Source organism: Brevibacillus sp. SAFN-007a (assembly GCF_051967035.1).
In the GTDB taxonomy this organism is placed as follows: Bacteria; Bacillota; Bacilli; order Brevibacillales; family Brevibacillaceae; genus Brevibacillus.
On sequence record NZ_JBQCKK010000003.1, the window covers coordinates 17,243 to 42,590 of the forward strand.

The 25,348-nt window shown below is 55.7% G+C and carries 27 protein-coding genes, 1 pseudogene and 2 riboswitches; of the genes and pseudogenes, 11 read left to right on the plus strand and 17 right to left on the minus strand.

Annotation, left to right across the window (positions count from 1 at the left end):
* Position 1: 1 nt before the first annotated feature.
* A complete protein-coding gene (locus tag ACTHO6_RS05345) occupies positions 2-118 on the minus strand; it encodes an amino acid ABC transporter permease (protein ID WP_440240149.1) in 117 nt (38 codons plus the stop codon).
* Between the two features lie 113 nt (positions 119-231).
* On the opposite strand from ACTHO6_RS05345, the gene glpX reads away from it, so the two are divergent.
* From glpX to ACTHO6_RS05360, 3 genes are all read left to right on the plus strand, one after another.
* Entirely contained in the window at positions 232-1,206 is a 975-nt protein-coding gene (gene glpX, locus ACTHO6_RS05350; RefSeq protein ID WP_440240151.1) for a class II fructose-bisphosphatase, read from the plus strand.
* Between the two features lie 12 nt (positions 1,207-1,218).
* On the plus strand, positions 1,219-1,488 hold the full coding sequence (locus tag ACTHO6_RS05355; RefSeq protein ID WP_440240153.1) for a DUF3055 domain-containing protein: 270 nt from the start codon (positions 1,219-1,221) through the stop codon (positions 1,486-1,488).
* A gap of 152 nt (positions 1,489-1,640) precedes the next feature.
* Positions 1,641-1,895: a hypothetical protein gene (locus tag ACTHO6_RS05360; protein ID WP_440240155.1), complete on the plus strand. Its 255-nt coding sequence runs from the start codon at positions 1,641-1,643 to the stop codon at positions 1,893-1,895.
* Between the two features lie 131 nt (positions 1,896-2,026).
* Here the strand turns inward: ACTHO6_RS05360 and ACTHO6_RS05365 are convergent, their stop codons facing one another.
* The 3 genes from ACTHO6_RS05365 to ACTHO6_RS05375 form a co-directional block, all read right to left on the minus strand.
* Positions 2,027-2,215, minus strand: a complete 189-nt coding sequence (locus ACTHO6_RS05365; RefSeq protein ID WP_440240157.1) for a Spo0E family sporulation regulatory protein-aspartic acid phosphatase — start codon at positions 2,213-2,215, stop codon at positions 2,027-2,029.
* Between the two features lie 309 nt (positions 2,216-2,524).
* Entirely contained in the window at positions 2,525-3,922 is a 1,398-nt protein-coding gene (locus tag ACTHO6_RS05370) for a helix-turn-helix domain-containing protein (protein ID WP_440240159.1), read from the minus strand.
* Positions 3,923-4,175: 253 nt separating this feature from the next.
* Positions 4,176-4,820, minus strand: coding sequence for a YutD family protein (locus ACTHO6_RS05375; RefSeq protein ID WP_440240161.1), 645 nt, complete (start codon positions 4,818-4,820; stop codon positions 4,176-4,178).
* A 116-nt stretch (positions 4,821-4,936) separates the two neighbouring features.
* Between ACTHO6_RS05375 and ACTHO6_RS05380 the strand changes: the two genes are divergently transcribed.
* Complete coding sequence (locus tag ACTHO6_RS05380) at positions 4,937-5,842, plus strand: YhcN/YlaJ family sporulation lipoprotein (RefSeq protein WP_440240163.1); 906 nt, start codon at positions 4,937-4,939, stop codon at positions 5,840-5,842.
* A 78-nt stretch (positions 5,843-5,920) separates the two neighbouring features.
* Here ACTHO6_RS05380 and lipA read toward each other — a convergent pair whose 3' ends face one another.
* The 3 genes from lipA to ACTHO6_RS05395 all read right to left on the minus strand — a co-directional run bounded on the left by lipA (position 5,921) and on the right by ACTHO6_RS05395 (position 10,255).
* On the minus strand, positions 5,921-6,829 hold the full coding sequence (lipA, locus tag ACTHO6_RS05385) for a lipoyl synthase (protein WP_440240165.1): 909 nt from the start codon (positions 6,827-6,829) through the stop codon (positions 5,921-5,923).
* A 100-nt stretch (positions 6,830-6,929) separates the two neighbouring features.
* Entirely contained in the window at positions 6,930-9,134 is a 2,205-nt protein-coding gene (locus ACTHO6_RS05390) for an ATP-binding protein (protein WP_440240167.1), read from the minus strand.
* On the minus strand, positions 9,131-10,255 hold the full coding sequence (locus ACTHO6_RS05395; protein ID WP_440240169.1) for a metallophosphoesterase family protein: 1,125 nt from the start codon (positions 10,253-10,255) through the stop codon (positions 9,131-9,133). Before ACTHO6_RS05395 ends, ACTHO6_RS05390 begins: the two co-directional genes overlap by 4 nt.
* A gap of 53 nt (positions 10,256-10,308) precedes the next feature.
* On the opposite strand from ACTHO6_RS05395, the pseudogene larC reads away from it, so the two are divergent.
* A pseudogene (larC, locus tag ACTHO6_RS05400) lies at positions 10,309-10,608 on the plus strand (nickel insertion protein); the annotation flags it as partial.
* Here larC and ACTHO6_RS05405 read toward each other — a convergent pair.
* Together ACTHO6_RS05405 and ACTHO6_RS05410 are read right to left on the minus strand one after the other, a co-directional pair.
* Positions 10,605-11,156, minus strand: coding sequence for a DJ-1/PfpI family protein (locus ACTHO6_RS05405; protein WP_440240171.1), 552 nt, complete (start codon positions 11,154-11,156; stop codon positions 10,605-10,607). The pseudogene larC and the gene ACTHO6_RS05405 sit on opposite strands and share 4 nt — an antisense overlap.
* Positions 11,157-11,201: 45 nt before the next feature.
* A complete protein-coding gene (locus ACTHO6_RS05410) occupies positions 11,202-11,423 on the minus strand; it encodes a hypothetical protein (protein WP_440240173.1) in 222 nt (73 codons plus the stop codon).
* A gap of 98 nt (positions 11,424-11,521) precedes the next feature.
* Between ACTHO6_RS05410 and ACTHO6_RS05415 the strand changes: the two genes are divergently transcribed.
* From ACTHO6_RS05415 to ACTHO6_RS05425, 3 genes are all read left to right on the plus strand, one after another.
* Positions 11,522-12,529: a M23 family metallopeptidase gene (locus ACTHO6_RS05415; RefSeq protein WP_440240175.1), complete on the plus strand. Its 1,008-nt coding sequence runs from the start codon at positions 11,522-11,524 to the stop codon at positions 12,527-12,529.
* Between the two features lie 104 nt (positions 12,530-12,633).
* Positions 12,634-13,287 carry a TetR/AcrR family transcriptional regulator gene (locus tag ACTHO6_RS05420; protein WP_440240177.1) on the plus strand — a complete coding sequence of 218 codons (654 nt, stop codon included), beginning with the start codon at positions 12,634-12,636 and terminating at the stop codon, positions 13,285-13,287.
* Positions 13,287-14,816: an aldehyde dehydrogenase family protein gene (locus ACTHO6_RS05425; protein WP_440240179.1), complete on the plus strand. Its 1,530-nt coding sequence runs from the start codon at positions 13,287-13,289 to the stop codon at positions 14,814-14,816. Before ACTHO6_RS05420 ends, ACTHO6_RS05425 begins: the two co-directional genes overlap by 1 nt.
* 136 nt (positions 14,817-14,952) lie before the next feature.
* On the opposite strand, the gene ribH is transcribed toward ACTHO6_RS05425, so the two are convergent.
* From ribH to ACTHO6_RS05450, 5 genes are all read right to left on the minus strand, one after another.
* On the minus strand, positions 14,953-15,417 hold the full coding sequence (ribH, locus tag ACTHO6_RS05430; protein WP_440240181.1) for a 6,7-dimethyl-8-ribityllumazine synthase: 465 nt from the start codon (positions 15,415-15,417) through the stop codon (positions 14,953-14,955).
* Positions 15,418-15,430: 13 nt separating this feature from the next.
* Positions 15,431-16,630 carry a bifunctional 3,4-dihydroxy-2-butanone-4-phosphate synthase/GTP cyclohydrolase II gene (locus tag ACTHO6_RS05435; protein ID WP_440240183.1) on the minus strand — a complete coding sequence of 400 codons (1,200 nt, stop codon included), beginning with the start codon at positions 16,628-16,630 and terminating at the stop codon, positions 15,431-15,433.
* Positions 16,631-16,646: 16 nt separating this feature from the next.
* Positions 16,647-17,324, minus strand: coding sequence for a riboflavin synthase (gene ribE, locus ACTHO6_RS05440; RefSeq protein WP_440240185.1), 678 nt, complete (start codon positions 17,322-17,324; stop codon positions 16,647-16,649).
* A 55-nt stretch (positions 17,325-17,379) separates the two neighbouring features.
* The gene (ribD, locus tag ACTHO6_RS05445; RefSeq protein ID WP_440240187.1) at positions 17,380-18,480 is read right to left on the minus strand and encodes a bifunctional diaminohydroxyphosphoribosylaminopyrimidine deaminase/5-amino-6-(5-phosphoribosylamino)uracil reductase RibD; all 1,101 of its coding nucleotides are present in this window, start codon (positions 18,478-18,480) and stop codon (positions 17,380-17,382) included.
* Between the two features lie 133 nt (positions 18,481-18,613).
* Positions 18,614-18,762: riboswitch (FMN riboswitch) on the minus strand.
* Positions 18,763-18,864: 102 nt separating this feature from the next.
* Positions 18,865-19,010: riboswitch (FMN riboswitch) on the minus strand.
* 85 nt (positions 19,011-19,095) lie between these two features.
* Positions 19,096-19,746, minus strand: coding sequence for an HAD family hydrolase (locus tag ACTHO6_RS05450; RefSeq protein ID WP_440240189.1), 651 nt, complete (start codon positions 19,744-19,746; stop codon positions 19,096-19,098).
* A gap of 248 nt (positions 19,747-19,994) precedes the next feature.
* On the opposite strand from ACTHO6_RS05450, the gene ACTHO6_RS05455 reads away from it, so the two are divergent.
* Positions 19,995-20,474: a cysteine dioxygenase gene (locus ACTHO6_RS05455; RefSeq protein WP_440240191.1), complete on the plus strand. Its 480-nt coding sequence runs from the start codon at positions 19,995-19,997 to the stop codon at positions 20,472-20,474.
* A gap of 62 nt (positions 20,475-20,536) precedes the next feature.
* On the opposite strand, the gene ACTHO6_RS05460 is transcribed toward ACTHO6_RS05455, so the two are convergent.
* Complete coding sequence (locus ACTHO6_RS05460) at positions 20,537-21,853, minus strand: globin-coupled sensor protein (protein ID WP_440240193.1); 1,317 nt, start codon at positions 21,851-21,853, stop codon at positions 20,537-20,539.
* Between the two features lie 176 nt (positions 21,854-22,029).
* The gene (locus ACTHO6_RS05465) at positions 22,030-22,827 is read right to left on the minus strand and encodes a hypothetical protein (RefSeq protein ID WP_440240195.1); all 798 of its coding nucleotides are present in this window, start codon (positions 22,825-22,827) and stop codon (positions 22,030-22,032) included.
* A 221-nt stretch (positions 22,828-23,048) separates the two neighbouring features.
* On the opposite strand from ACTHO6_RS05465, the gene ACTHO6_RS05470 reads away from it, so the two are divergent.
* Positions 23,049-23,231 (plus strand): hypothetical protein, encoded by a 183-nt coding sequence (locus ACTHO6_RS05470; protein ID WP_440240197.1) that lies wholly within the window; start codon positions 23,049-23,051, stop codon positions 23,229-23,231.
* Positions 23,188-24,123: a magnesium/cobalt transporter CorA gene (corA, locus tag ACTHO6_RS05475; protein ID WP_440240199.1), complete on the plus strand. Its 936-nt coding sequence runs from the start codon at positions 23,188-23,190 to the stop codon at positions 24,121-24,123. Before ACTHO6_RS05470 ends, corA begins: the two co-directional genes overlap by 44 nt.
* 5 nt (positions 24,124-24,128) lie before the next feature.
* Here the strand turns inward: corA and ACTHO6_RS05480 are convergent, their stop codons facing one another.
* Positions 24,129-25,223: an HD-GYP domain-containing protein gene (locus ACTHO6_RS05480; RefSeq protein WP_440240201.1), complete on the minus strand. Its 1,095-nt coding sequence runs from the start codon at positions 25,221-25,223 to the stop codon at positions 24,129-24,131.
* Positions 25,224-25,348 lie beyond the last annotated feature (125 nt).

Sequence of the window (25,348 nt, forward strand, 5' to 3'; positions counted from 1 at the left end):
CTTATTTTCGCTTTTTCGTTTTTCGCTTGGCATAATAGATGGTAAACACAAACGTCAGAACCAGGACGACAAGGACCAATTCCCCTTCCTGCAAATAGGAATTGCTCACGGCTTTCACCTCTTTTCCTCCAAACAGTATACCAAATTTGTCCCGGCTGTCACGAATCGGCTTGTGCTTTATGTTACAATGATGAGGTACATTTTTGCCGGCAGAAAGGGAGGAACTCGACTGTGGAACGCGAACTGGCATTGGAAATCGTGCGGGTAACAGAGATGGCTGCCCTCGCCTCGTCGCACTGGCTGGGACGGGGCAAGAAAAAGGAAGCGGACGGAGCGGCGACCAGCGCCATGCGCGCCATGTTTGACACGATTAACATGAGGGGAACCGTCGTCATTGGCGAAGGGGAGCTGGACGAAGCTCCGATGCTGTACATTGGCGAAAAACTCGGTCACCCGGATGCGATTGGCCCTGAAGTAGACGTCGCCGTAGACCCGCTGGAGGGGACGACGATCGTTGCCAAGGGACACAACAATGCCATGTCGGTGATCGCGATTGGCGACCGCGGAACGTTGCTGCATGCCCCCGACATGTACATGATGAAAATGGCGGTTGGCAAGCGGGCTGCGGGACAAATCAACCTTTTCGATCCCGTGGATAAAATGATAGAAGTAGTCGCCGAGGCAAACAACAAACGCATTCAGGATGTGACCGTCATCATCCAGGAGCGGGAGCGGCATCAGGACATCATCGACACCGTAAGGGAAAAAGGCGCACGCGTCAAGCTGTTCGGCGATGGCGATGTCGGCGCAGCGATTGCCCCCTGTCTGCCGCATACAGGGATTGACCTGTTTCTCGGCATCGGCGGCGCACCGGAAGGCGTCATCAGTGCGGCGGCGATCAAATGTCTCGGGGGCGACATGCAAGCGATGCTCAAGCCGCAAAACGACAGCGAACGAAAGCGCTGCATCCAGATGGGGCTTGCCAATCCGGAGCAGTTGTTGACGCTGCACGATCTGGTAAAAGGAGACGACGCCATCTTCGCGGCAACAGGAGTATCGGACGGCGAACTGCTGCAAGGGGTGCGCTACTTGGGCGACGACATGGTAGAAACGCACTCCATCGTCATGCGCGCCCAGACGAAAACGATCCGTTTTGTCCGCGCTTTGCACAATATCGAACACAAACCCAATCTGTCATGGAAGTAGAGGAGCGTATTTATGGCGAACGACTTGTTTTTCTTGTACGATGAATCGGAGGATACCAAAACCCGCTTTGTCAGCTTTATGGGCGAATCGACCCGGTTCGATCTGGCCATCACAACGACCAACCGGTTTTACGGCAAAAAGCTGGTCATCAATATTCAAAACGGCCGATCGGCGATTATCGGGGAAGACGATCTCGGGGAAGAAGGCTACCTTGAATTTGCTTTTAATCTGAATGAAGAGGAAGCCGAAGAGTTGAAAACCTTTTTGGAAACCGTTATCTAGCCCTGCTTCCGGCAGCCCCGGGCCCATCTCGAAACAAGCCGTTTCGGATGGGCTTTTCGGTGCCCAAATCCATACGGACAACGCTCCACATCGGCGAATGTCTCGTATACTGCTACTGCACATACAGACAACGAGAGGAGTGCAGTCGCACCATGCAACCTTATCCAGCTGACGATCAACCGTTGCAGGCTCATCAGGCGGAAGACCACTACCAGACGATTCCGGAAGATCAGGCGCATCCCGTCTTCTTTCGCAGAAGAAGAAACGACGGCGGGTTCCCTCTCATCATTCCGCTCCCTTATGGCTACTATCCGCCCTATTACTATCCGTACCCGTATCCTTACTCGTATCCGTACTATCCCTATCCGTATCAGCCCTACCCGTTTTACGGCGGATATGGAATCTAGCCAGATACTTCAAGCTCTATGAAAAGGAAAAGGGGCCTCTCTCAAGCCGAGAAATCGACGTTGAGACGGCCCCTTTGACTACTAACAAGCAAAAAATTTGCCAAAAACCACGTGCGTTGACTGGGGGAATCTCACTTTTTTTGCATCATTTTTGATTGAATGACGAGAATGTGTTGATCCAGTTTTTGGCTTAAATGCACGACTTCATCATCCAAAAAGTCCTTCTTCTTTAAAAACAATTGCACCAGTTGTTCTCGCAATTGTTCCATGTTGCTTTCCAAATGCTCGAAATCGAAAGAACTTTCCCCTTCCCGATCCATAGGTAGCGTGGCACATTTCTTAATAGGAGCTATAACTGCTCCTTCTGCGGGCGTTCCTCTACCCTGGCGAAGGGATGGAACATCATTTTTACATGAAATAGCTCCTATAGTTATCCCTCCTTTTTCTTACTAAAAAAGTATATGGATAACTATATACTGGCATTCAAAAAACGGGCGACTGACAAAATTTGAATAGTAAAAAAATCATCCTCAGAAGAGGATGATTTTTCTCCGTGTTATCCACCAACACCGTGTTCATATTGGATAACGGTTCCTTTTGGGATTGGTGCTTGTCCACCCGTAACGCTACTATACAGTCCCAAAACTAAAACGATTGATAGCAAAATCGACCTCTTCATTTCGTATCCCCTCCATGATTTGCTTGTACTCTATTTTTTGTTGATTTGTTGCATGTGATCGAAAAGCTTCGAATAGTGTAACACAACGAACGAAATCACTGTCATTCTTCATGATAGCCGATAAAGCCAGACAACGTAAAATATCTTCCATTCCGCTCACGTACTGGCGATACGTAGCTAGCTCATATCGAAAACGAAAATAACGATCCATCTGAATGGAGTTATCGTATTCGTTACAATCATGAATCTGATTTGAAAATTGTTCGAGAATTCCGTCCACTTTAAATCTATGCTTATTGGCGGATTCCAAAATGGCTAGTAAGCCAGAAAGGATCTCTTTTGGGTGCTCGATAAGGAACCGGGTGTAGGCAGGCAGAACATCAATGTTCCCCAGGAGAACATCTAGCGTATAGCGATTAGCCGTTGCCCACAGTCGAAACTTTTCGGCCTCTATCCGTCCTGTTTCATCCAAAAGTGCAAACTCACTCAGATCAGCATAACCAGAGATACATTTCTTCGCCTCTTCATACAATCCTTGCTTTTCCAAGGCAGCACTCTTCAAAAGGAATCCCTGCCCGTAGTATACGACGAAATGTCGCTCTGTCTTTGGCAAAATGATTTTTCTGTTCATTTTCCGCCCGCGCAACTCATCCTGGAAAACAGCCGTTGCCAACTCCCTTAGCTCATCAGCATAACGCTCTACCTCTTGCCATTTGTGAAGCGAAAAGCATACATTGGCAAGATGCAACAGGGCATCCAGTTGATAGTTTTCAGGCAGTCTCTTTCGATACGGATCAAATTGTATGACAGCCTTCCAATTTTTTTCTGAATCGGTACCTTGCAGGGCTCGAAATAATCGATATTGTGCGATGACAAAACGCTCATTATGGCTGTTTTTTTCCGTATCAATGACGAACTGATAAAATGGAACCGACTCCTTGCGTTTCCCTTTGGTAAAGAGTTGCTCGGCTACCAGAAAGAGAATGGGGATGTTTTTCTGATCGTCCAGTAGCTTGGAGACTAGCGAATCAATACAATCCCACCGACCGATTTCCGCGCATCGAACTAGGTATGGGATAACCCTGGACCGCGACACTTTTCCTTCCATAAGACACTCTGACTCGTACAGTTCATACAGCCAGCCTTGAGATTGCCCAAACGCATGAGCAAATGCATCCAAGTGAGCAATCTTCATGGAGCGGGGGGGAATCCGATTTAAAAGGTCGCTCAATACTCCCTGATTAATACCTGTTATGTCGCTAAGTCTAGTCAGTGTGTAACCACGTTCTTTCAGCTGATGTTCAATCTCGGTACGTAATGATCGTTGAACGGTCCTGCATTCCCCCATATTCGATCTCCCCTTCTTACACACAAGAAACATACACCATTACCTATATTTCACATTAACAAGAGCCTTATGTAAATATTTTACAGACTTAGCCGTCGATTTGCAAGATTTGGTTTTTTAGGGTACAGACTGGCGACATGGACACGGGTTTTATGAAGCTTTCCGAAAAAGAAAAAGAAGCCTGAGAAAAACGAGTGGTTTTTCCAAGCTTCTTTATTCGGGACTTATTCGACGGCCCCTTAGTCTGTTTTCCTTATGTGTCACGCTTGGGCGTGCTCTGGCTCTGTCCGGTCGGAACCTTGTCGCGGTCGCGGCTTTGGCGCGTCTGGTTTGGACGCTTCTCCCGCGAAGGCGCGTCCTTGCCGCTTTTCTCCGGCTTATCCTTGTGAAACTTCGGCTTGTCCGATCGCTCGTGGCGACCTCCAGACCGTTCGTGTGCGCCTCCGCTGTGGTGGTTTCGCTCCTGGCGATCCTGCCTGTTGTGGCGCGGATGAAAACGGCGCCGTTCCTTGCGCTCGACAATCATCGGAGAGTTCTCGCCACGGGACGAGTCCTGCCGGATATCGAGAATGCTGTCTGGATTCTCGTTTGGGCCTTCCTGTTCGGAGCCGTTATTGCCAACCGTCGCCTTTACCTTGCGCAAGACAAAGTACGGGCAGCCAAAGTTGCAAAACTCGTGCAGGTACTCATCCAAAGCGGCGATCCGCTGCTCGAACGGTACTTTGCGATTGGAATCTGTGTAAAATCCCCGCAAACGGAGCTGGCCGTAACCCCAGTCTCCGACGATGTAATCGTATTTGTCGAGGATATCGCTGTAGCGCTCCCTGAATGCTTCCGGATTCCAGCCGTCGCGATTTTCTTCCATGACTTCATAAGTACCGGCTTGCGTGCGAATCAAGTCCGCTTCCTCCTTACACTGGTATACTTTCGTCCATCTTATCACATTTCCAGCCGCAAGAGATAAAATTCCCACGAAAACTGCGCAAGCCCCCTGGACATTCTATCGTGTAGGGGGTGTTACCATTGAAAAAGACATGGTTGTATCCTGCGATTGCAGGCATTGCTCTCTTGGCTTCCGCTTGTGCGAACAACGCTGCGCCAAACTACGCGCATCCAAACCAGACCGCTCCTCACGTCACGAATGTGGACGGGTTGCATGGACGCAACTACGACGGCATGCGCTCCGCCAACTTTGACGGAATGCACGTCCGCAACGGTGTTGGCCTGAACAACATGCCGAGCGTCGATAATGGCAAGTACCCGAACGGGACGTATCCACGGGCGAACGTCAACCAGTACAACGCCTACACCAGTGGCATGCGACCGTACAACGCCTTTACCGGCCCTAACGACGGGGTGTTGGGCACGCCGAATCGAATGGGCCATTCCATTTATCAAAAGCGGGCCTGGGATCGCGCCGGAGCTGGCATCATGCAAACCGGCATGCCAAAAATGGGCTACGCCCAGACGAGCCGGGCAAGCATGAACACTGCTGGCGCCCAAAACGTTTATGTAGACCGCGATGCCCTGGCGCAAGCCGTCGGCAACGTCACAACGAGCTGCCCAGGCGTTCAGCGTTCTACTGTCCTGGTGACGGACGAAGAAATCTTCGTCGGTCTGCACACGCAGGGAGTAGATGCTCGCACAGCGAAAAACCAGGCGAAAATGAATGCGCAGTCGATCTCGCCACGCTATTACAAGGTATATGTGACGGACAACCCGAATGACATTCAGGAGATTGCCCGTGTCGCCAGCCGTTCCAGCAACCTGCATACAGCGCGTAACGAAGATGCGGCCAGCATCGACACGCTCATCAAGCGGCTGGGCGGCGTAACAGACGGCGAGCAAGGAAAAAGCATGAACGCTCAAAAGAGCGCGAAGGCCACTCACCCAGCGAAAATGGGTACAACCAGTCGCTAAGCGCATCTCCCCTGTATAGAGAAGAACCCCCTTTTTGCAGCGATGTTTTCGCATGCAAGGAGGGGGTTTTTCTTCTTATTACTGGCCTTGCGCCTGTGGCAAGGCTTCCTTGGCGATGGTTTCCTTCGCGGCATTCGCCTGTTCGTGCGCGTGGTACGAGCTGCGGACGAGCGGCCCTGCCTCCACGTGGCTGAAGCCGCGCTTCATGCCTTCTTCCTTCAGCCAGGCAAATTCGTCCGGATGGTAGTAGTGCTCGACCTTCAGATGCTTTTTCGTCGGCTGCAGGTATTGACCGATCGTCATGATGTTGACATCCACGGAACGCAAATCGTCCATGGTCTCGATCACTTCCTCCAACGTCTCGCCCACCCCGATCATCAGGCTGGACTTGGTCGGGATGTTCGGCTGGAATTCCTTCGCCTTTTTTAACAGCTCCAGCGTCCGGTCGTATTTGGCACGAGCCCGCACGCGGTCAGACAGGCGGCGGACCGCCTCGATATTGTGGTTCAGCACGTCCGGCTTCGCATCCATCACCAGCTTCAGCGCATCCCAATTTCCCTGGAAATCCGGGATCAGCACTTCCACAGAGGCAAATGGCAGACGACGGCGAATCGCCCGGATCGTTTCCGCAAAAATCTGCGCCCCTCCGTCTTTCAGATCATCGCGGGCGACAGAAGTTACGACCACGTGCCGCAGACGCATCTGCTCGGCTGCTTCGGCCACGCGTTCCGGTTCGGCCAAATCAAGCTCTGTCGGCAATCCGGTTTTTACTGCACAAAACCGACAGGCACGGGTACATATATCACCTAAAATCATGAACGTAGCTGTACCGCTGGCCCAGCACTCATGAATGTTGGGACATTTTGCCTCTTCGCAAACCGTATGTAGTGTCTTGCTGCGCATGGTTTGCTTCAGCTCTTTGAAGCTGGCGAGTTCTGGTCCTGAAACAAGGTTGATCTTGAGCCACTCCGGCTTGCGTTGCGTCATGGGGCCCACTCCTCATGTATCTTGGTACGAGACATTCGTCAATCTCCATTATAGAGGTTGGGTTTCCGAGGGGCAACCTCTTTCGCCAGTCCGGTAACAATTACCCGATGGCATGCACCTTGTGCCGATTCGATCCCTGCAAGAGCGGCGCAAGCATCCGCCGTTCCCGTTCCTGGCAGGAAAACAAAAAGACCTGGTGCTCTTCCGCCAGCTTGGCGATGTATGCCAGCGTCCGCTGCAAGCGCTCGTCATCGTAATGGACAAAATGATCGTCCAAAAACAGCGGCAACGGCTCTGTCCGTTTGCTGACATGCTGCAGCAGGGCGAGCCGCTGGGCCAGATAGAGCTGATCGGCCGTGCCCGTGGAGCATTGCTCGTGGCTGACAATCAGGTGGCGGGTCGGCTCCAGAAGCCGTACCGCAAATCCTTCGGTCGGGTCCAACCGCACATCCCGGTAGGTTCCTCCCGTGATCTGCGCCATTACCTCGGAAGCCGTTCGGTTCACATCTGGCAAAACGTCTCGCTTCCATTCGCTTTGGGCCGCAAGCAGCGTATCCCGCGCAAGCTGCAGGGCGTCCCGTCGCTGTATCAGCTTGTGAAGCGCAGTCGCAGCCGCCTCGTATTCGTCCCTGGCCCTCGCTACAGACACTCCCTCGTGTGCGTCCATCTCCCCGTAAGCGCGGGCGATTTTTTCCCGCAGCTCCTGCCGTTCTTCCTCCAGACGTGCCAGCTGTGCCAGACAGTCGTTCTCCTCTTCCTCGCGCTGCTGCTTTTGCTGCTGCAAGATCGCTCGCACGGCCTCGCCCCAGCTCGCAGACAGCTGTTCCTCCCGCTTTGTCTTGGCAAGATCGCTCTCCAGCCGGATCGCCCGCTGCTCCTGGGCGGTTCTTTGTAGCTCTTCCCTTTTTGCCAGAAACGTATCCCAATCCCGAACATCCCAGCGCTCCAAAATCGTCGCCAACTCAGCGTCAATGGCGGCTATCTCCTGCTGGAGCTGTTCGCTTTCTTGCAAAGGCTCGCTGGCGACAACAGGCGCGGCCGCATGTCCGCCCCCTTTTGCCCGCAGCACGAAAATCCCGAGTGCGAGTAACAGCAAACTCAAGCCGAGAGAACTGCCGCCAAGGACGGGATGCCCCGTCGTCAGGCCGACGGCGCCGAGGATGGCAAATAACCCAGCTACGCCCCCCAGGCGTGCGGCTCCCTTTTTGCGTTTGGCCCACTTCCCTTGCCGCTGCGTCCGCACCTGGCTACGCGTCCCGGTGGATAGGGCAAGCACAGCCAGCTCGGCCAGCCGCATATGCCGCTGCTCCCGCGCTTTTCGCAGCGAAATGCCTCGCTCATAATCCGCTTCGAGTTCGCCCAGCGCTTGACTCACCGCTGTTCCCTGCGCACCGTCTGGCGTCTGCTCGTCCCATGCCACGATCGAGCTGCGCGCTTTTTCGTGCAGGTGCCGCTCCTCTTCGCTCACAGCCCGCGAAAGCCACCATTGCCAATCCTGCGCATCCATGGGCAAATAGCTTCGCTGCCAGCTCTCTTGCCAGAGCTGGTCCTGCTCCTGCCCTTTCTGCAAACGACTCCTGAGCTGCATGCGCCGCTGTTCGAGCCGCTCGCACTCCTCCTCCCAGAGCTGAATCGATTGCGTCAATTGCCGGATCAAACGCCATGCCGCTTCAGCGCGAGCCAGCTCCTGCTCCTTGCTCGCCACGAGCGACGCCGCTTTGCCCAACAACGTATTTTCCGCCCGCTCCTTTTTGCCGATGCCAGCCAACTCCCGATCCAGCTCCGCCAAAACGGAATGGACCAGCGGACTCGCCTCCTGTGCATCCGCAAAGGAAGGCATGAGATGCTCGGCAGCTTCCAACGGCTCCCGCCTGATCCAGGTCAAATCGGTGAACAGACTGCGCGTCAGCCCCAGATGCTTCTCCAAAAAATTCCGTTCCTTGCGTCGATCCTCCAGGTAAACGTCTGTCAGCTCCGTCCACTCCGGGTCCAGAAACAGCCGCGCCTGCTCCCTCTCCTTCGCCAGCGTCCGGTGCAAGCGATACGTTTTGCCCCCCAGCTGGTAGGTGATGACCGTCTCGTATTCCCCCTGGTGCCAGGGGCGGTATTTTTCATACGCGGGCAAGTAGCGCGCCGTCTTGACGTAATCGCGCTTCATCCCGTACAGAGCCGCGAAAATGGCTTGCAGAAGCGTCGACTTCCCCGCTTCGTTGGGAGCGTAAAACAGGTTCAGTCCGGGAGCGAAGCGAAAGTCGGCCCCCTGCCATTTTCCGAAGCCCGAAAGCGATATCTCCTCGATCCTCAACGCATGCTCCCCCCAATCCGCGCGAGCGCCTCCTGCCTCGCCAGCCTGGCCATTTCGCGCTCTTCGTCATTGCGGGCGCTCGCTTCGGCCTCGGCCAGCCTGGCAAGCCATTTGCCCCATACGCCGCCTTCTGCCACCAGCTTGTCCACGTCGATGTCCGGCCACGTCTCGTCCGTGATCGCCAGGAAAAAAAAGCGTGCAAAGCGCTGCTCCAAAACCGGAAGCGCCGGAACAAAATGGGCGGCCCGCTCTCCCGTCAAGGTCACGTACACCAGATCGCTTTCAGGGATCTCCCCCAGCTGTCCGTTCATTCTCTCGATCAGCTGCTCTGTCGTCTCCGCCCCGGCGGCATGAATCGTCACCTTGCGAATGCAGCGTCGGCTGACAGGCACGGCTTCGAGCGTCAGCCTCCCTGTATCGTCCAGCTCGCCGTACAGCACAGTGCGCTCTCCCGTCTCCTTGCTCGAAAGCCCTTCCGGCGAGCCGGGATAGGCGGCAAGCGGCTGCTTGGTTTGCGGATGAACAAACAGCTCCGGCTTGTGAATATGGCCGAGCGCCACGTAATCCATTCCGGACTCGACCAGCTCCTGCAGCGTGACCGGCGCGTACGGCTGGTGATCGTCCCCTGCCCGGTTCAACACGCTGGCATGCAGGACCATCAGGTGATGCCGATAGCCGTCCAGCTTGCCGGGAAAAGAAGCGAGTGGCGACTCGTAGACGTGCGCTTGCCCAAATCCCCACCCGTAGACGACGCAAGACTTTTCCGGAAACTCAAAAGCGCCCCACTCGGGAGTAAACCAGTACACGTTGCTCGGCCAGTCCAACGTCTCGTAAAACGAATCGGGCCGCCACGGATCGTGGTTTCCCGGCGCAATGCACACCGGGGTCGGAGCAATGCTGGCAAACAGGTCGCGCAAAAACATCGCTGTGGGGCGTCGGCCCCCGTGATATTCCAGCAGGTCTCCGGCTATCAGCCAAAAGTCTGCCTGTTTTTCCGCGACCAGATCGCGAATCGTTTGCAGCGTGCGACGAAAATCATCCTGCCGAAGCTCGTACTGGTCGGCGAGCCTATGTAAAGGCGCGTCCAGATGGACGTCCGCCGTATGAATGAAGGACAACACGTAGCGATCAACTCCTTGCATGACAAACCGAATCGGCAAATGCTGCACTTGGGACAACGAATCAGCAAACAGCCGAACATACTTTCCCTATTATGATACAGAGGAAATCCCTGGTTGAAAAGGAGTGTTTCTCGGACACGGTCCATTTTCACGAGGTCGAGGCGCTCGATTCGATCGTCGTCATCGTAGGCATCGCGCTCGGATTGGAAGAGCTGGGCATCGAACGGCTGTATGGCGGGCCGATCCCGACAGGCAACGGCTACGTGTGCTGCGGCTCCTGGTCGGACGTCGGTAGACACAAAAAAACTTCCGTCGACATTTCGGCGGAAGTTTGTGCTTGGTCCATCGGTTAGCGCAGCAAGCGGAGGAATTCGCGCATGAAGCCGGGCAAATCCGGCCATGCATGACCAGACACCAGATTGCCGTCTACGTGGAGCGTTTCTTTCTCGTAGATTGCGCCCATCGCCTCCACGTCCGGTCTGCACGCCTGGTAGGCGGTCAGCTTGCGGCCAGCGAGATGCTCGGGCACAATCGCAAGCACCTGGGAGCCGTGGCAAATCGCCGCCACCGGCTTGTTTGCCTCAAAAAAATGAGCGACGATCGGCTTTAAGCTTTCGTTGAGCCGGATGTATTCAGGCGCTCTCCCGCCGGGAATAATCAAGGCGTCGAAAGCTTCCGGATTGATGTCAGAGAATGCGGCGTGCGCAGGCAACTGATAGGCGGGCTTTTCTGTGTACGTCTCGCTGTGCGCTTCAAAGTCATGACATACCGTGTGCAGCGTCTTCACGCTGGGCGCCGCAATCACGGCTTCGTAGCCTTCCTCCAGCAAACGGTAATACGGATAGAACACCTCCAGCGCTTCTACGGCATCTCCTGTCACGATCAACACTTTTTTACTCATCACACGAGCCTCCTCCATACAGGTTGGGTTGGATACTCCACGTGTTCAATTCTGTGCAGGCTCATCCCGCTCCTGCTTGTCTGACCAGATTTTTACAGAACGTTTACGGAGCGCCAATTCCCGCGCTTCCTGGTAAACCTGCGGCGACAGCCCGAACGGCACCGCGATGGGCTGCACATACAGCTCTCCCCCGCACCCGTCAGCCACAGCGGCTGTCATCAGATCGCGCAAAGCAGCCACCTCCCGCAGCCCGCGCAAAACACTCACGGACGCCTTCCAAAAAGTATCGGGGATAATCTGCAGCAACTGGCAGAAACTACAGCAGAAACCTACAACGGAAACTACCCGGGCTGGAGGGAGACGGCATGCGAGTTTTCCGCCTCATCATTCAGATCAGCTTATGCGTGGCCGCGATCCTGTCGCCGCTGGAATCTGCCTTCGCCAAAGGCTCTCCTGCCAAACAAGCAGACCCTCTCCTGCGAGAGCGGCTGCAGCTTTTTTGGCGCATGGAGTCTTTGTACGGCATTCCCTGGAGTTATTTGGCGGCTATCGATCAGTATGAGCGCACGATGAAGATACGCCAAAAGCAAGCGAACAACCAGGCAGCGGCCTCGCGTCTGACTGCCGTGGATATCCCGCCTGACCGCTGGGCGGGCAGCCTGAATCCCGACCCGGACGACACCAATCCGGCCTCGATCCAGTTTTTCGACGGGATCGGCATGGACGGCGACGGAGATGGACGTGCCGACCGCAACAACGATCTCGACGCACTCACTTCCCTTATTCATTACTTGGCGCAGTACGGCTTTTCTGCGGATGATTGGCAAATCGGCGTCTGGTCTTACTACCAGCGGGATCGCTCGGTGAAAACGATTCGGCAATTCGCGCAGGTGTATGAAAAATACCAGCATTTGCAGTTGGACGAGCGCCATTTTCCCATCCCGGCAAGGTACGACTACAGCTACCGCAGCACCTGGGGAGACGCGCGCGGCTGGGGGGGACGCCGGATTCACGAAGGCACCGATATTTTCGCCCAACACGGTACCCCCGTGCTCTCCACGGCCTACGGAGTGATCGAAGTCATCGGCTGGAACCGCTATGGCGGCTGGCGGATCGGCATGCGCGACATGGGCAATGTGTATCATTACTTCGCCCACCTCTCTTCGTTTAAAAAGGGACTGAAGCCCGGCGACATCGTGGAGCCAGGACAAGTGCTCGGATATGTCGGCAGCTCCGGATACGGCAAGCCTGGCACAGCCGGAAAATTTCCGCCCCACCTGCATTACGGCATGTATCGGGAAACCGGGGGAGCAGACTGGGCTTTCGACCCTTACCCGTATTTAAAACGCTGGGAACGACAAAGGAAGCGGTAGCACAGCCGCTTCTTTTTCGCGTGCAAGAAAGCATTGACAGGAACGGGCGGCAGACGTACAATCAGATCAAAATTGGACGACCGTCCAAAAATGAGGTGCCCAGCATGAACCCTCCATCGAAAAGCCAGGCCAAAACCGAAGCGAAGCGGGCCTTCTTGATCGAACAGGCGACGATCTGCCTCGCGGAAAAAGGGTACGCCCATGTTTCCTTGCGCGATATCGCCAAGGCATCCGGCGTCTCGCTCGGCATCCTGCACTATTATTTTGCCAGCAAAGAAGAGCTGATGCTCGAAGTCATTGCCAGCTACAAGGAACGCTTTATCGCGGAGCTGGAGCGCGAGGTGATGGCCGCCCCCCTGGACGGCTGGTTCCCGGCCCTGACCGCCGTGCTGGGGCGCAGCCTGCATCAAGACCGCAAGCTGCACCGGCTTTGGTATGATTTGCAGGCGCAGGCACTGTACACCCCTGTCTTTTTGGAGCAGGTACACCATACGCGCCACCGGCTGCACGATCTGATCGCCCGCATGCTCAAGCGGCTGCAAGCGGACCGTCAAGCTGCGCTTGCCATGGACCTCCACGCCGCAAGCTCGCTCCTCTACTCCTTGATGGACGGCATGATCCTGCAAAGCCTGCTGGACGAATTCCCGACCGCCGAAGAAGCGATTGCCCGCTTTCAACTCGTTCTTCCCCCTTTTCTGGAGTCGCTATTTGCGGCTGATTCTCCTGACAACCATTCCGTCGAACGAGGTGATCTGTAATGTCTGTCCTCCCTCTGCGCAACCCGGCCACTGGCGAAACGTTCGGCTCTGTGGCGGAGACCAGTCCCGTCCAGGTAGATGCGGCCGTAGACAAAGCCCGGCATGCCTTTGCCGCTTGGTCGGTGACCTCCCTGTCCGCACGACTGCGCCACCTGACTCGCCTGCGCCATTATCTCGTCGAGCACGGCGAGGAGCTGGCGCAAAAAATCAGCCAGGCCACGGGAAAAGTAACCATCGAAGCATACATGACCGAGATTTTTGTCACCGTTGACACGATTCGCTTTTACGAGAAGCACGCGCAGCGAATGCTGGCAGCCCAGCCTGTGCCGACCCCGCTTGTGCTGTGGCCGAAAAAATCGTCCATCCACTACAAGCCGATGGGAGTCATTGCCGTCATTTCGCCGTGGAACTACCCGTTTCAGTTGGCGATCATCCCGATGCTGTCCGCGCTTGTCGCGGGAAATACCGTCATTCTCAAACCGTCCGAGGTCACCCCTTCCATCGGGCTGCTCATCGAGGAGTTGTTCGCAATCGCGGGGCTGCCTGAAGGAGTCGTCACCGTCCTGCACGGAGGGCGCGAGGTCGGCAGCCGTCTGGTAGAGGCCCGCCCGGACAAAATCTTTTTCACGGGTTCGGTTGCCACCGGCAAAAAAATCATGGCCGCAGCCGCAAAGCATCTGATCCCGGTATCGCTGGAGCTGGGCGGGAAAGACCCGATGATCGTCTTCGAGGACGCGAACCTGGAGAGAGCGGCAAACGGAGCGGTCTGGGGAGCGTTTACGAACGCCGGACAAGTGTGCATGTCCGTCGAGCGGCTGTATGTACACGAGCGCGTGTATCCCGAGTTTGTGCGACTGGTCACAGACAAAACCAAAGCGCTGCGCCAAGGCTTTCCCGATCAGGCCGAAGTCGGCTCGATGACTTCGCCAGAGCAAATCGGCATCGTCCGTGCCCATATCGAGGAAGCGCTCGCCGCCGGAGCCAAAGCGGTTACGGGCGGATTGCCCCCAACCGACAGCATGTTCATCCCGCCGACCATCTTGACAGACGTCACGCCGGATATGAAGATCATGCGAGAAGAAACCTTCGGCCCGGTCCTGCCGATCATGCCATTCTCCGACGAGGCGGAGGCCATTCGCCTGGCAAACGAGTCGCCCTACGGCTTGAATGCGTCTGTCTGGTCCTCTGACAAACATCGGGCGCAGCGTGTAGCGGAAAAGCTGTTGAGCGGCAACGTGTGCATCAACGACGTCATCATCAGCTACGCCAACCCGCACCTCCCGTTTGGCGGGATAAAAGAGAGCGGCATCGGTCGCTACCGCGGTCCAGCCGGACTGCAAGCCTTCACGCACAGCAGCTCGATCATCCACGATCCCGGCACGAAAAGCCGCACGTTCAACTGGTATCCGTACACAGAAGACCAGCAACTGATGTTCAGTACCTTGACCCGTTTTCTGTACGGGAAACGGCCCAAATGGGACCTCCCGGCGCTGAAGGCCATTTGGCGGGAGCTGAAGCGGTTGCGGTAGCAAGCCTTGTTCGGTCATTTCGTCGCCGGGTGCATGGAGCCTATCCTTTGTGAATCTGGCGTTTCTTAACATGCAAAAATGAAAAACGGGAGCCGCAGCCCCCGCTTCGCACCTATGGCACTGTATTTACTGTCGTTTACGCAAACTGCTTGGACAGATTCGCCATTTCAATCGCGGCTGTTGCGGCTTCCCAGCCTTTGTTGCCCGCTTTTGTCCCTGCGCGCTCAATCGCTTGCTCGATGTTGTCCGTCGTCAGCACGCCGAAAATGACTGGGATCCCGGTCGATAGCGACAAAGAGGCGACGCCTTTGGCCGCTTCGTTGCAGACGTAATCGAAGTGCGGAGTCGCTCCGCGAATGACCGCGCCCAATGTCACGACTGCGTCATACCGGCCGGATTCGGCCATTTTTTTCGCGATCAGCGGAATTTCAAAAGCGCCTGGCACCCAGGCCACATCTATGTGGTCTTCCGCTACGCCGTGGCGCTTCAAGGCATCGAGGGCCCCGCCCACCAGCTTGCTGACGATCAGCTCGTTAAATCTTCCGGCTACAATTCCTACCCGCAAGCCCGTTCCTACCAAATGTCCCTCAAATGTTCTCATCTTCCCCACTCTCCTAGCCTTTGATCTGAAGCAGGTGTCCCAGCTTCTCTTGTTTCGTCGACAAATACCGTTTGTTGTGCGGATGCGCCTGCATTTGCAGCGGCACCCGTTCCTCCACCTTCAACCCGTAGCCGTCCAGCCCACGGATTTTGCGCGGGTTATTGGTCAAAAGCCGCATTTTCTGCACACCCAGGTCGCGGAGAATTTGCGCTCCGATGCCGTAATCGCGCAGATCGGCGGGGAACCCGAGCTTTTCGTTCGCCTCCACCGTATCCAGCCCCTCCTCCTGCAACTTGTAGGCGCGCAGCTTGTTAATCAGCCCGATGCCGCGGCCTTCCTGGCGCATGTACAAAAGGATGCCGGAGCCCGCCGCCTCGATTTGCTCCAGCGCGGCGTGCAGCTGCGGGCCGCAATCGCAGCGGTGGGAGCCGAAAATATCTCCGGTGAGGCACTCGGAATGCACCCGGACGAGGACGGGCTTGTCTGCGTCAATCTCGCCTTTGATGAGCGCCACGTGCTCTTTACCATCCAGCTCGTTCGTATAGGCGGCGATCCGAAAATCGCCATAGCTCGTCGGCAGGCTCACTTCGATTTCTTTTCGCACGTGCGATTCGGTACGCATCCGGTAGGCAATCAGATCGGCAATCGTAATCAGCTTCAAGTCGAAGCGGCGGGCAATCTCCACAAGCTGCGGCAAACGCGCCATCGAGCCGTCTTCGTTCATGACTTCGCAGATAACGCCTGCGGGCACGCTCCCTGCCAGCCGAGCGAGGTCTACCGCTGCTTCGGTATGGCCCGCCCGCCGCAAAACGCCCCCGGCTCTGGCAATCAATGGAAAAATATGCCCCGGCCTGCGGAAGTCCTCGGCTGTTTTCTGTTCATCCAGCATCGCCAGCACGGTCTGCGAGCGCTCCTGCGCCGAGATGCCCGTATGCGTGCCCACCTCGTCGATGGATACGGTAAACGCCGTACCTTGCTTGTCCGTATTTTGTTCGACCATGGGAGCGAGCTTCAGCCGCGCCGCCTGTTCCTCCGTCACGGGCACGCAGACAAGACCGCGCCCGTGCATCGCCATAAAATTAATCATCTCCGGCGTAGCCGCTTCCGCCAGGCAGACGAAATCCCCTTCATTTTCCCGGTCCTCGTCATCCACGACGATGATCGCTTTTCCTTGCCGCAAATCTTCCAGCGCCTCTTCTATACGGTGAAACATGGGCTTCCCTCCTCGTTCAGACGAATCCGTTTTCCTGCAAAAAAGCCAGACTGATCTTCGAGCCCTTGGCATCGATCTGATTGCCGCCTGCGCCTGATTGCCTGCTGCGATAGCTTACAAGCCGCTCGACGTATTTGCCGATGACATCGGTCTCCAGGTTGACCTGATCGCCCACGCGCCGATCCTGCAAGCTGGTTTCGGCCAGCGTATGCGGAATGATCGACACCGAAAAAGACGTATCGGCGACGTCAACCACCGTGAGACTGATGCCATCGACGCAGATGGAGCCTTGCTGGATGACGTACTTCAACAGCTCGGCTTCCGCCTCGATGCGAAACATGACTGCATTGGCGTGCGGCTGTCTCGACACGATCGTACCCGTTCCGTCCACATGCCCGGAGACGATGTGACCGCCAAAACGGTCGCCCAGCCGCATCGCCCGCTCCAGGTTGACCCGCTGGCCCGGGCGCAAGTGCGATAGACTCGTCTTCTTCATCGTCTCCGGCATGACGTCCACACTAAAATGCCGATCCGAAAAAGACGTAACCGTCAGGCAAATGCCGTTGACGGCGATACTGTCGCCAAGCTGCACGCCTTCCAGCACCCGCTGCGCCCGAATCACCAATCGGCTCGCCTGCTCGTTGCCCGTGATGGACGCCAGCACGCCCACTTCCTCCACCAGTCCGGTAAACATCGGCCTTTCCTCCTCGTTGCTTCTCTGAACAAAACACGCGTAGCATCCGCTGCGGCTACTTCTCCCATAGGGGATAGCCGCTTATGCGCACATCCTTTTCTTCCAGCAGTTCGACAGTCGCATTCCCAAGCCGGACAGCCTGATCCATCATAGCCAAGCCCTGTCCGCCAATCGGCGTGGGCGCGCCGCTTCCGCCGATCAGCTTCAACGACACATAGCTGATGATCTTCTGGATCGCGCGCGCCTGCAAAAACGCTCCGTTCACGGCCTGCCCGCCTTCTACCAAGAGCGAAGTAATCCCGCACTCCCCCAGCGTATCCAGTACGTTTTCCACCGAGATCTGCCCGCTTGCCACAAACAGCCTGACGCCTTTTTCCGCCAATGCCGCACGCTTCTGTGCCGGAGCCGCCTCTGTCGTGAACATCCAGGTCGGCGCATCCGCATTCTCGATCACGCGAGCGGTAAGCGGCGTGCGCAGCTGGCTGTCCAGGACGATCCGCACGGGCTGGCGTCCATACAGCTTGTCCCCTTGTCTGGCCGTCAACAGCGGATCATCCGCCAACACCGTTCCTACCCCGACCAGAATCGCGTCGTGCTGCCTGCGCAGTTCGTGCACCTCCACACGCGCCCGCTCTCCCGTAATCCAGCGGCTGTGCCCTGTGACCGAAGCGATTTTGCCGTCCAGGGTGCTTGCCGTTTTCAGCGTGACAAACGGGCGCCTCGTCGTGATGTAGTGGAAAAACACTTCGTTGAGCCTTTTCGCTTCCGCTTCGCCTACTCCGACGAGCACTTCCACTCCTGCGGCACGCAGCTTCTCCACGCCTTTTCCAGCTACGAGCGGATTCGGGTCGAGCGTCGCAATGACGGCCCTCCGGATACCTGCCGCCACTACGGCATCGGCGCAAGGGGGCGTTTTTCCAAAGTGACTGCACGGCTCCAGCGTGACATACAAGGTAGCGCCAGCCGCCTTTTCGCCTGCCATTCGCAGGGCATGTACCTCCGCATGCGGTTCGCCCGCTCGCAAATGCGCGCCCATCCCAACGACCGCTCCGTTGTTCACCAGGACTGCACCGACCAGTGGATTGGGGCTCGTCTGACCGTGTGCCGAGCGCGCCAGCTCCAGCGCCAATGCCATGAACCGCCTGTCCTGCTCCATGAAAAACCTCCTCTTTCCTACCCAGATTCCAGCCAAAAAGAAAAAGCCCTTGAAACCTCAGCGTTTCAGGGCATAGGGAAAGAAGCCTTATCGCATTCGTTTTTTTGGAAAAAAACGGTGCCAAAAAGCGCGGTCAGATCTTCTTCCATCCGGACTGTACCGTCGGCTCTGGATTTGCACCAGATCAGTCGCCGACCGTCACACGGTCAACGAGTCGCGGGCTCAGGCGATTGTTTCGCCATTACCGCCGGTCAGGAATTTCACCTTGCCCTGAAGATATCGCTATGAAGTTGGCCGTAAAAAACGCCCATGAGGACATACTCAGGGCGTAGAGAAAGAAACCTCGTACCTGCCTGTTTGTAAAAAACGGCTGCGAGGCGATTCCAATACCTTCTCCCATCCGGACTGTACCGTCGGCCTTGGATTTGCACCAAGTCAGTCGCTATCCATTGCGCATAGCGAGTCGCGGGCTCAGACGTGCGTTCGTCATTACCGCCGGTCGGGAATTTCACCCTACCCTGAAGGCTGGTATTCAGTTACGCAAAGTATAGCACATTTTTTGCGTTTGCTACCATTTTTTTATGCAAAAGTGTCTGTTCGCCAGCACCCATGGCGCTACAACATGTCCAGCAGCTCGCGCAAATCAGCGATATACGCCTGCGGTACCACGCCATGGCCCTCCATCTCCCGCCGATTTCCCCGGTAGGCGACAAACGCCACTCCCCCATCCTGCGCGGCTTTTCCGTCAATCCAGGAGTCCCCCACCATCGTCCAGGCCGATGCAGGCCACGCGGGATACTGGCTGCAAATGTAGCGAATGCCGGACGGATGCGGCTTCAAGCTCGTCATCTGCTCGCGCGCCACGATCTCCTGGAAGCAGCTCGCAATCCCCGTCCGTTGCAGAGCTTCCTCGGCGGCAGCGTAGGCGTTGTTGGTCAAAAGGAACAGAGGATACCGCTCCCTCAGCTGGGCGAGCACTTCCCGGACATGGTTCTCCAGGACTGCCTCGTGCATTCCCGCCTTTTCCAGCGCGGTCACGGCTTCCCACATCTTCTGCTCAAGCTGGCTGGTCAGCCTGCCTGATTTTCGCCCGATCTCGATCAACTGCGAGGCCGTGTGGCTCTGCCAGTCGAAAGTCGGCTCCAGCAGACCATGCTCCGTCCACAGGTGAAAAATAGCTTGCTTCATCTCCCGAAAGTTGATCTTCGATTGCAGCAGCGTATTGTCCATGTCGAAAATGATGCCTGCTCGAACGCGTTTCGTCATCGCCAGCCTCCTTGTCCTCGATCCGTTCTTCTCTTTTGCACTCGGTAAGGCAGCTTGTTGCTCCCCGGCAAACAAACCGATCCCATCATTGCCGAATGTTGGAAATGGAACTTTTTCCATATGGTGAATCAAAAAAGGAATGGCCCCACCACGGGCGCCTACGAAAAAAAACATCTCCCCCCAACGTCAGACCGCCCCCGTTTTTCATACGGTAAAGGGAAGATCTTTTTCGCCTCGGGAGGTTTGTCATGAATGTGCAACGTTTGGAACAAGCATTTGGCTCTCTCGTGTTCCCCAGCCCCGCTGAGTTAAGGCAGGCGCTCGTTTCTCTCGCGCTCTGCCCGGAAGATATCGCGTCTCATATTCCCCAGCCCGAGCATCTCCCCTACGGTCGCAAAATCTTGTACCTTTCGCCGCACGTGGAAGTCGTCCTGATCCATCTGCCCAGCCAGCAGGGGTCTGTCCCGCACAACCATGGCGATTCGTTCGGCTGGGAGTGGGTCATCGCCGGGACACTCACCAATGTCGTCTACCTTCCTGGCGATCGGGAGGGAGAGGTATTTCAGGCACAGACCACCCATGTCAGCGCCGGAGAATGCTACTACGTCGCCCCCAGCGAAATTCACGCCATTCAGAACAACACAGATGCCCCGGTATACGCGCTTAACGTCTACACACCGCCGCTGCAAAACTCCCGGCAGTATCGCCCGTCCCTTTCTTCTGCCTGATCCAACGGCTGACCTGCCAAAAAACAGGACGCCATCCACTGACGGTCGTCCTGTTTTTTTGGCTACAAATTTTCCGTGATCTCCGACAGCTCATCCGCGGAGCTGGCTACTTGCGCCACAGCCTGGTTCATATCCTCCATGACCTTGAAGAAATTTTCCAGCTCCTTTTGAATCCGCGAACTCTGCTCCTTGCTGTCCGAAACAGCAGCGATAATGCCTTCGAAAAACGCATTCGTCTCATCCGTCATTTTGGTGCTCGACTGCACCAGGCTTTGAATGTTCAAAACGACCGTAGACAGGACGGTGGTTTGCTGATTCGTTTTCTCAATCAGCTCCCGCACGCCGAAGACCGATTTTTTCGTCTGCTCGGCCAGCTTGCGCACCTCGTCGGCCACGACCGCAAAGCCTCGTCCCTGCTCTCCGGCTCTCGCGGCTTCGATCGCGGCATTGAGCGCCAGCAGGTTGGTCTGCTCGGCGATCGCCGTCACGACGTCGACAATCCCGCGAATTTTTTCGGCGTTCTCCTCCAGCGTGTTCATTTCTTCCGAGATTTGCTTCACGCTTTGCTGGATCAGCCTCATCTGCTCCTGCTGCTTCTCCAGCTTTTCCTTGCCCTCCCGAGACAGCTCCTGCGCCGTGCTGGAAAAATCGGTGCCGTTTTCGGCATAGCGCAGCACTTCGCGCGACTGCTCCGTCAACTGCTCGACGGACGTGCTGTTTTCTTCGGAGACAGCTGCCAGCTCATGGGCGGAGTTGGTCAGTAAAAGGCGCAGCTCGTCCTTTTTGTCCTGCTCGGCACGACGAACACGCTCATGCTCGTTCTCATACTCTTCCAGGACGATTTGCTGCTCGATGTTCAGCACTTTGCTTACCGCCGTAAGCGCCAGCACAAGCTCTTCCTTATCCGCAATATTTTGATGCAGAATATCGAGAATGGAGATGAACAGATTTTGAAACGCACTCAAATACCATTTCGGCTCCAGTCCGATCCGCATATGAATGATCGCAATCCTGCTCCGCTGCTCGATGTAGGCGGCATCGATGCAGCCGTTGAACATTTCCGTGATGTGGCGGGACAGGGTGCCTTTCAGCCTGGCAATGGTGCTGTTTTTGTCCACTATGCTCATGAGCAGCGGTTCCGTTTCGATATTGGAGTAAAAGAAATCTACCATTTTGTCAATATTGCGAACGATAAGCGGCTGAATTTCTTTGACAATCGCCAAGTCTTCCTCTGTTAAATGGATCAAAGCCAACTGCCGGGCGAGGGTCGTCTGCCCTTGAATCTGTACTTTTCCCTGTTCCCTTCGCTCCTGGAAGAAGGACTTCTTTTTCACTTTTTCTTTCCATCCAAACAGGCTGGAAAATGGACATGTACGCATAGCCGAACTCCTTTTTACCGAATCCAAAAGGGCTGGATCGCCCTAGCAGGTAGAAATATCAAATGATTACCAATTGGCATAACTCATCAAGTATATACCCGATTCTTTTCTCGTGTAAACCACGCCAAAAACAAAGGAGGACAGCCCCCTTCTGAAAAGGCAGGCGTCCTCCCAACTTACATCTCCGCTTTTTTCACCTCTGCCTTTTGCAGCTTCCAGCCCGTCTTGTCCCACTTCCACAGCGACTCCACGTACGCAATCGTGTCGGCGTTGGCTACGCCGCTCACCCGCTGAACGCCTTTCAGCTCGCAGATGCCGTCGCGATTCTCGTCTACAGGGGCAAGCACGCTGAAACTGTTGGGCATCACCTCGGTCGGGTTCAACAGCTTCCCGTCTTTGTACACTCCGTTTTCGTCGTATATGTTTTTGCGGTCCGTCAGGTCGAGAACGGTCGTATGGTTCGTCTCTTTGATGTGAATCGGCACTCGATAGTTGTCCTGATAAGAGCCGGAGATCGTCAGCGGCTGCGGCACCGGCAAGACGGCGGGCTTGTTATCCTTGTTGGCAAACAGGTAAAACTCCGATGTTCCGCCGCTGCCGCCCGTGGGCGCCTGGAGCACGATTTGTTTCGTGCCGTTTCCGAGGTAATCGCAAAAAGCCATGTCCGGCTGATACCCGCCGTACGGTGTCGTAAAAAACGCGGTCTTTTTCGCAACCGGATCCTGCACCATAACCTTCAGCTTTTCGTAATACGGGCTGTCAGCGGCAAACCGGTGACCGAGCAGCGTCACGATATCCGGACGTCCGTCTCCCGTGACATCCTGCCGCTTGATCTGGATTTCCTCATACACGCCCGGCGGCGGCTGAACCTGCCGCGCTTCCTGGGCGAGAGCCGGTTGCCCTGTCGCTCCCGCGATCACCGCCCACGCCAGCACGGCCGCCATCCCTACTCGCTTGCCCTTCCACATAGGCATCCACCTTTGTCCTTTTTTTCGTTTTCGCACTTGTTCGTAGTATGCAAAGGAAATCGCCAGAACATGCCGTTCGTTTTGGAAAAACATCTTCGTTTCCCAAATGGCTAGATGCAGGAAAGTGCGGTACACTATTCCAAAGAACGTGGACCGTTCCTGGCAAGCAGACGAGCCGGTTTTCATACGTATGAGAATGACAGCCAATTGAAGGAGGCGAGACAAGGGTGGATACGCCAAAAAAACGGCGGGCCGCACAAGCTCCTCCCAGCCGCGAAGCGCTGCGCTCCGCTTACGAGCTGATTCTCACACGTATTTTGCCGCGTCTGCCGCCATCCCCTCAATCTACAGGCAGGAGTGGCGAGCATGAAGATACGACTGATCGAAAACGGCCTCATAACGGAAATTGATGACGTGGAGGAAGCTGTCACAGCACCTGGAAACGGCTTTTTTTGGATCGACGCTTCTCCCTTCGACCTCGATATTTTACAGCCGCTGTTCGGACTCCATCCGCTGGCAGTCGAGGACTGCATCGATGAAGAAGAGCAGCGGCCCAAGCTGCAAATGTACGACGATCATTATTTCATGGTGCTAAACGGCATCGCCTTTCACAATCAGGACATTTTCCAACGAGAGATCAACCTTTTTCTCGGTAGCCATGCCATTATTACCGTGACCAAGCAGGAGGCGCCGGAGTTCGCTTCCCTGCTCGCCATCGTGCGGGAAAAGGAAGTGAACCACCCGGACACGTTTTTGTACTATTTGATCGATCAGATTGTGGATCGGTATTTTGATGTGACGGAGAAGATCGAGGACTTGATCGAAGCGCTGGAAGAGGAAATTTTGATGAACACCCGCAAATCCCATCTCGAACAGATTATCGGGCTGAAGAGCGAGATTTTGTACGCGCGGAAAATGCTCCTGCCGCAGCGGGATTTGATTGATGTCCTGCACAAAAAAGAACTTCCCCTGATTCGACCGAAGCTGCGGAAGTACTTCGGCGATATTTGGGAGGATGCGAGCAAGATTGTGGAGAACTTCGAGACGTTTCGCGACCTGATCGGAAACTTGCGCGAAGCCTATCAGGCAGCGCTCGCCGGACGGGCAAACGACATCATGCGCATCTTTACCGCTCTGACTACGATTTTCATGCCGCTTACCATCGTGACGGGCATTTACGGCATGAACTTCGATTTCATGCCGGAGCTGCATTCTCCCTACGGCTACTACATCGTGCTTGGCTGTATGGCAGCCATCGGGGTGACGATGTTCGTCCTGTTCAAGAAAAAAGAGTGGCTGTGAACAGGCTAGACGAGGTCGCCGCAAGCCACGATCATCAGCGACAGCTTTTTCGACAGATCGCATTCATACGGCTGCGTGATCTCCTGCCCTTCTTCATTCACCAGAATGCGGATGATCGGGCGGGTTGGCATGCCTTTGTTTGAATCGACTACCACGCCAGATACCCCTGTATTGAGCGTGACGCTCAAGCCTACCGGATACAGGGCGATCGTGTCGCGCAAGGCTTCGACATAAGCCTGGTCAAACAGTACGCCTGAGCCGGAATAGAGCACTTCCATCGCTTCGTGCGGCAGCATCCCCCGGCGGTAGATGCGGTCCGCGGTCAACGCGTCGAATACGTCAGCGACGGCCATCAGGCGACCAAACGGGTGAATCTCTTCTTGCTTCAGATGACGCGGATACCCGGACCCGTCCCAGCGCTCGTGGTGCTGGAAGGCGCAGTGAGCGGCGAGCAGCGGGATATCGTCCTGCCTGCGCAGCATCTCGAAGCCGATTTCGGTATGCTTTTTCATCACTTCAAATTCTTCTGTCGTCAAGCGGCCCGGTTTTTTTAAAATCTCGTCGGGAATCTGCATCTTTCCAATGTCGTGCAGCATGCCGCCGATGGAGATATCCAGAATTTCTCTTTCCGTACACCCTGTGTTGATCGCCAATGCCGTACTGTAGAGGGCGACATTGAAGGAATGGCTGAAAATATAGTGATCGTAGGCGCACGCATCTGCCAGCAAGTTCAATGCTGACTGGCTGCTTTTCAGCTCGTCCGCTACAGCCGTCATGACTTGTCTCAGCTCGTAGCCCAGATTTTTATCGGCAAACAGCTGCTGCCATTTTTGCGGGGTGTCCCGCACCGTGCGAAACGTATCGTGAATCATGGACATGGCCTGTCTGCGCGTCCCCTCGGAAATGACTGTATCCGCCACGATATCGTCCGTGCGTTTGTCTTCTATGTACAAGCTGTTGATGTTCTTGCTCTTGAGTCGCTCGATCATCCGCTGGGTCAGCTCTACCCCTGCCCCGACGAGTACCGTTCCGTTTTCTGCGTAAATGGAGCGGGCAAGCTTGTCGCCTGGCTGGCACTTGTGAATGGATTTCAGTCTCATTTCCAATCTTCGCCTTTCCTCAGAGTATCCCTATTATAGCGTGATTCGACGTCATTCTACATGAAAAAATTTCTCGTCTCCCTGAAAGCGAAGCACGCACGCCCCTGCGCCGGGATGCCTGCCAC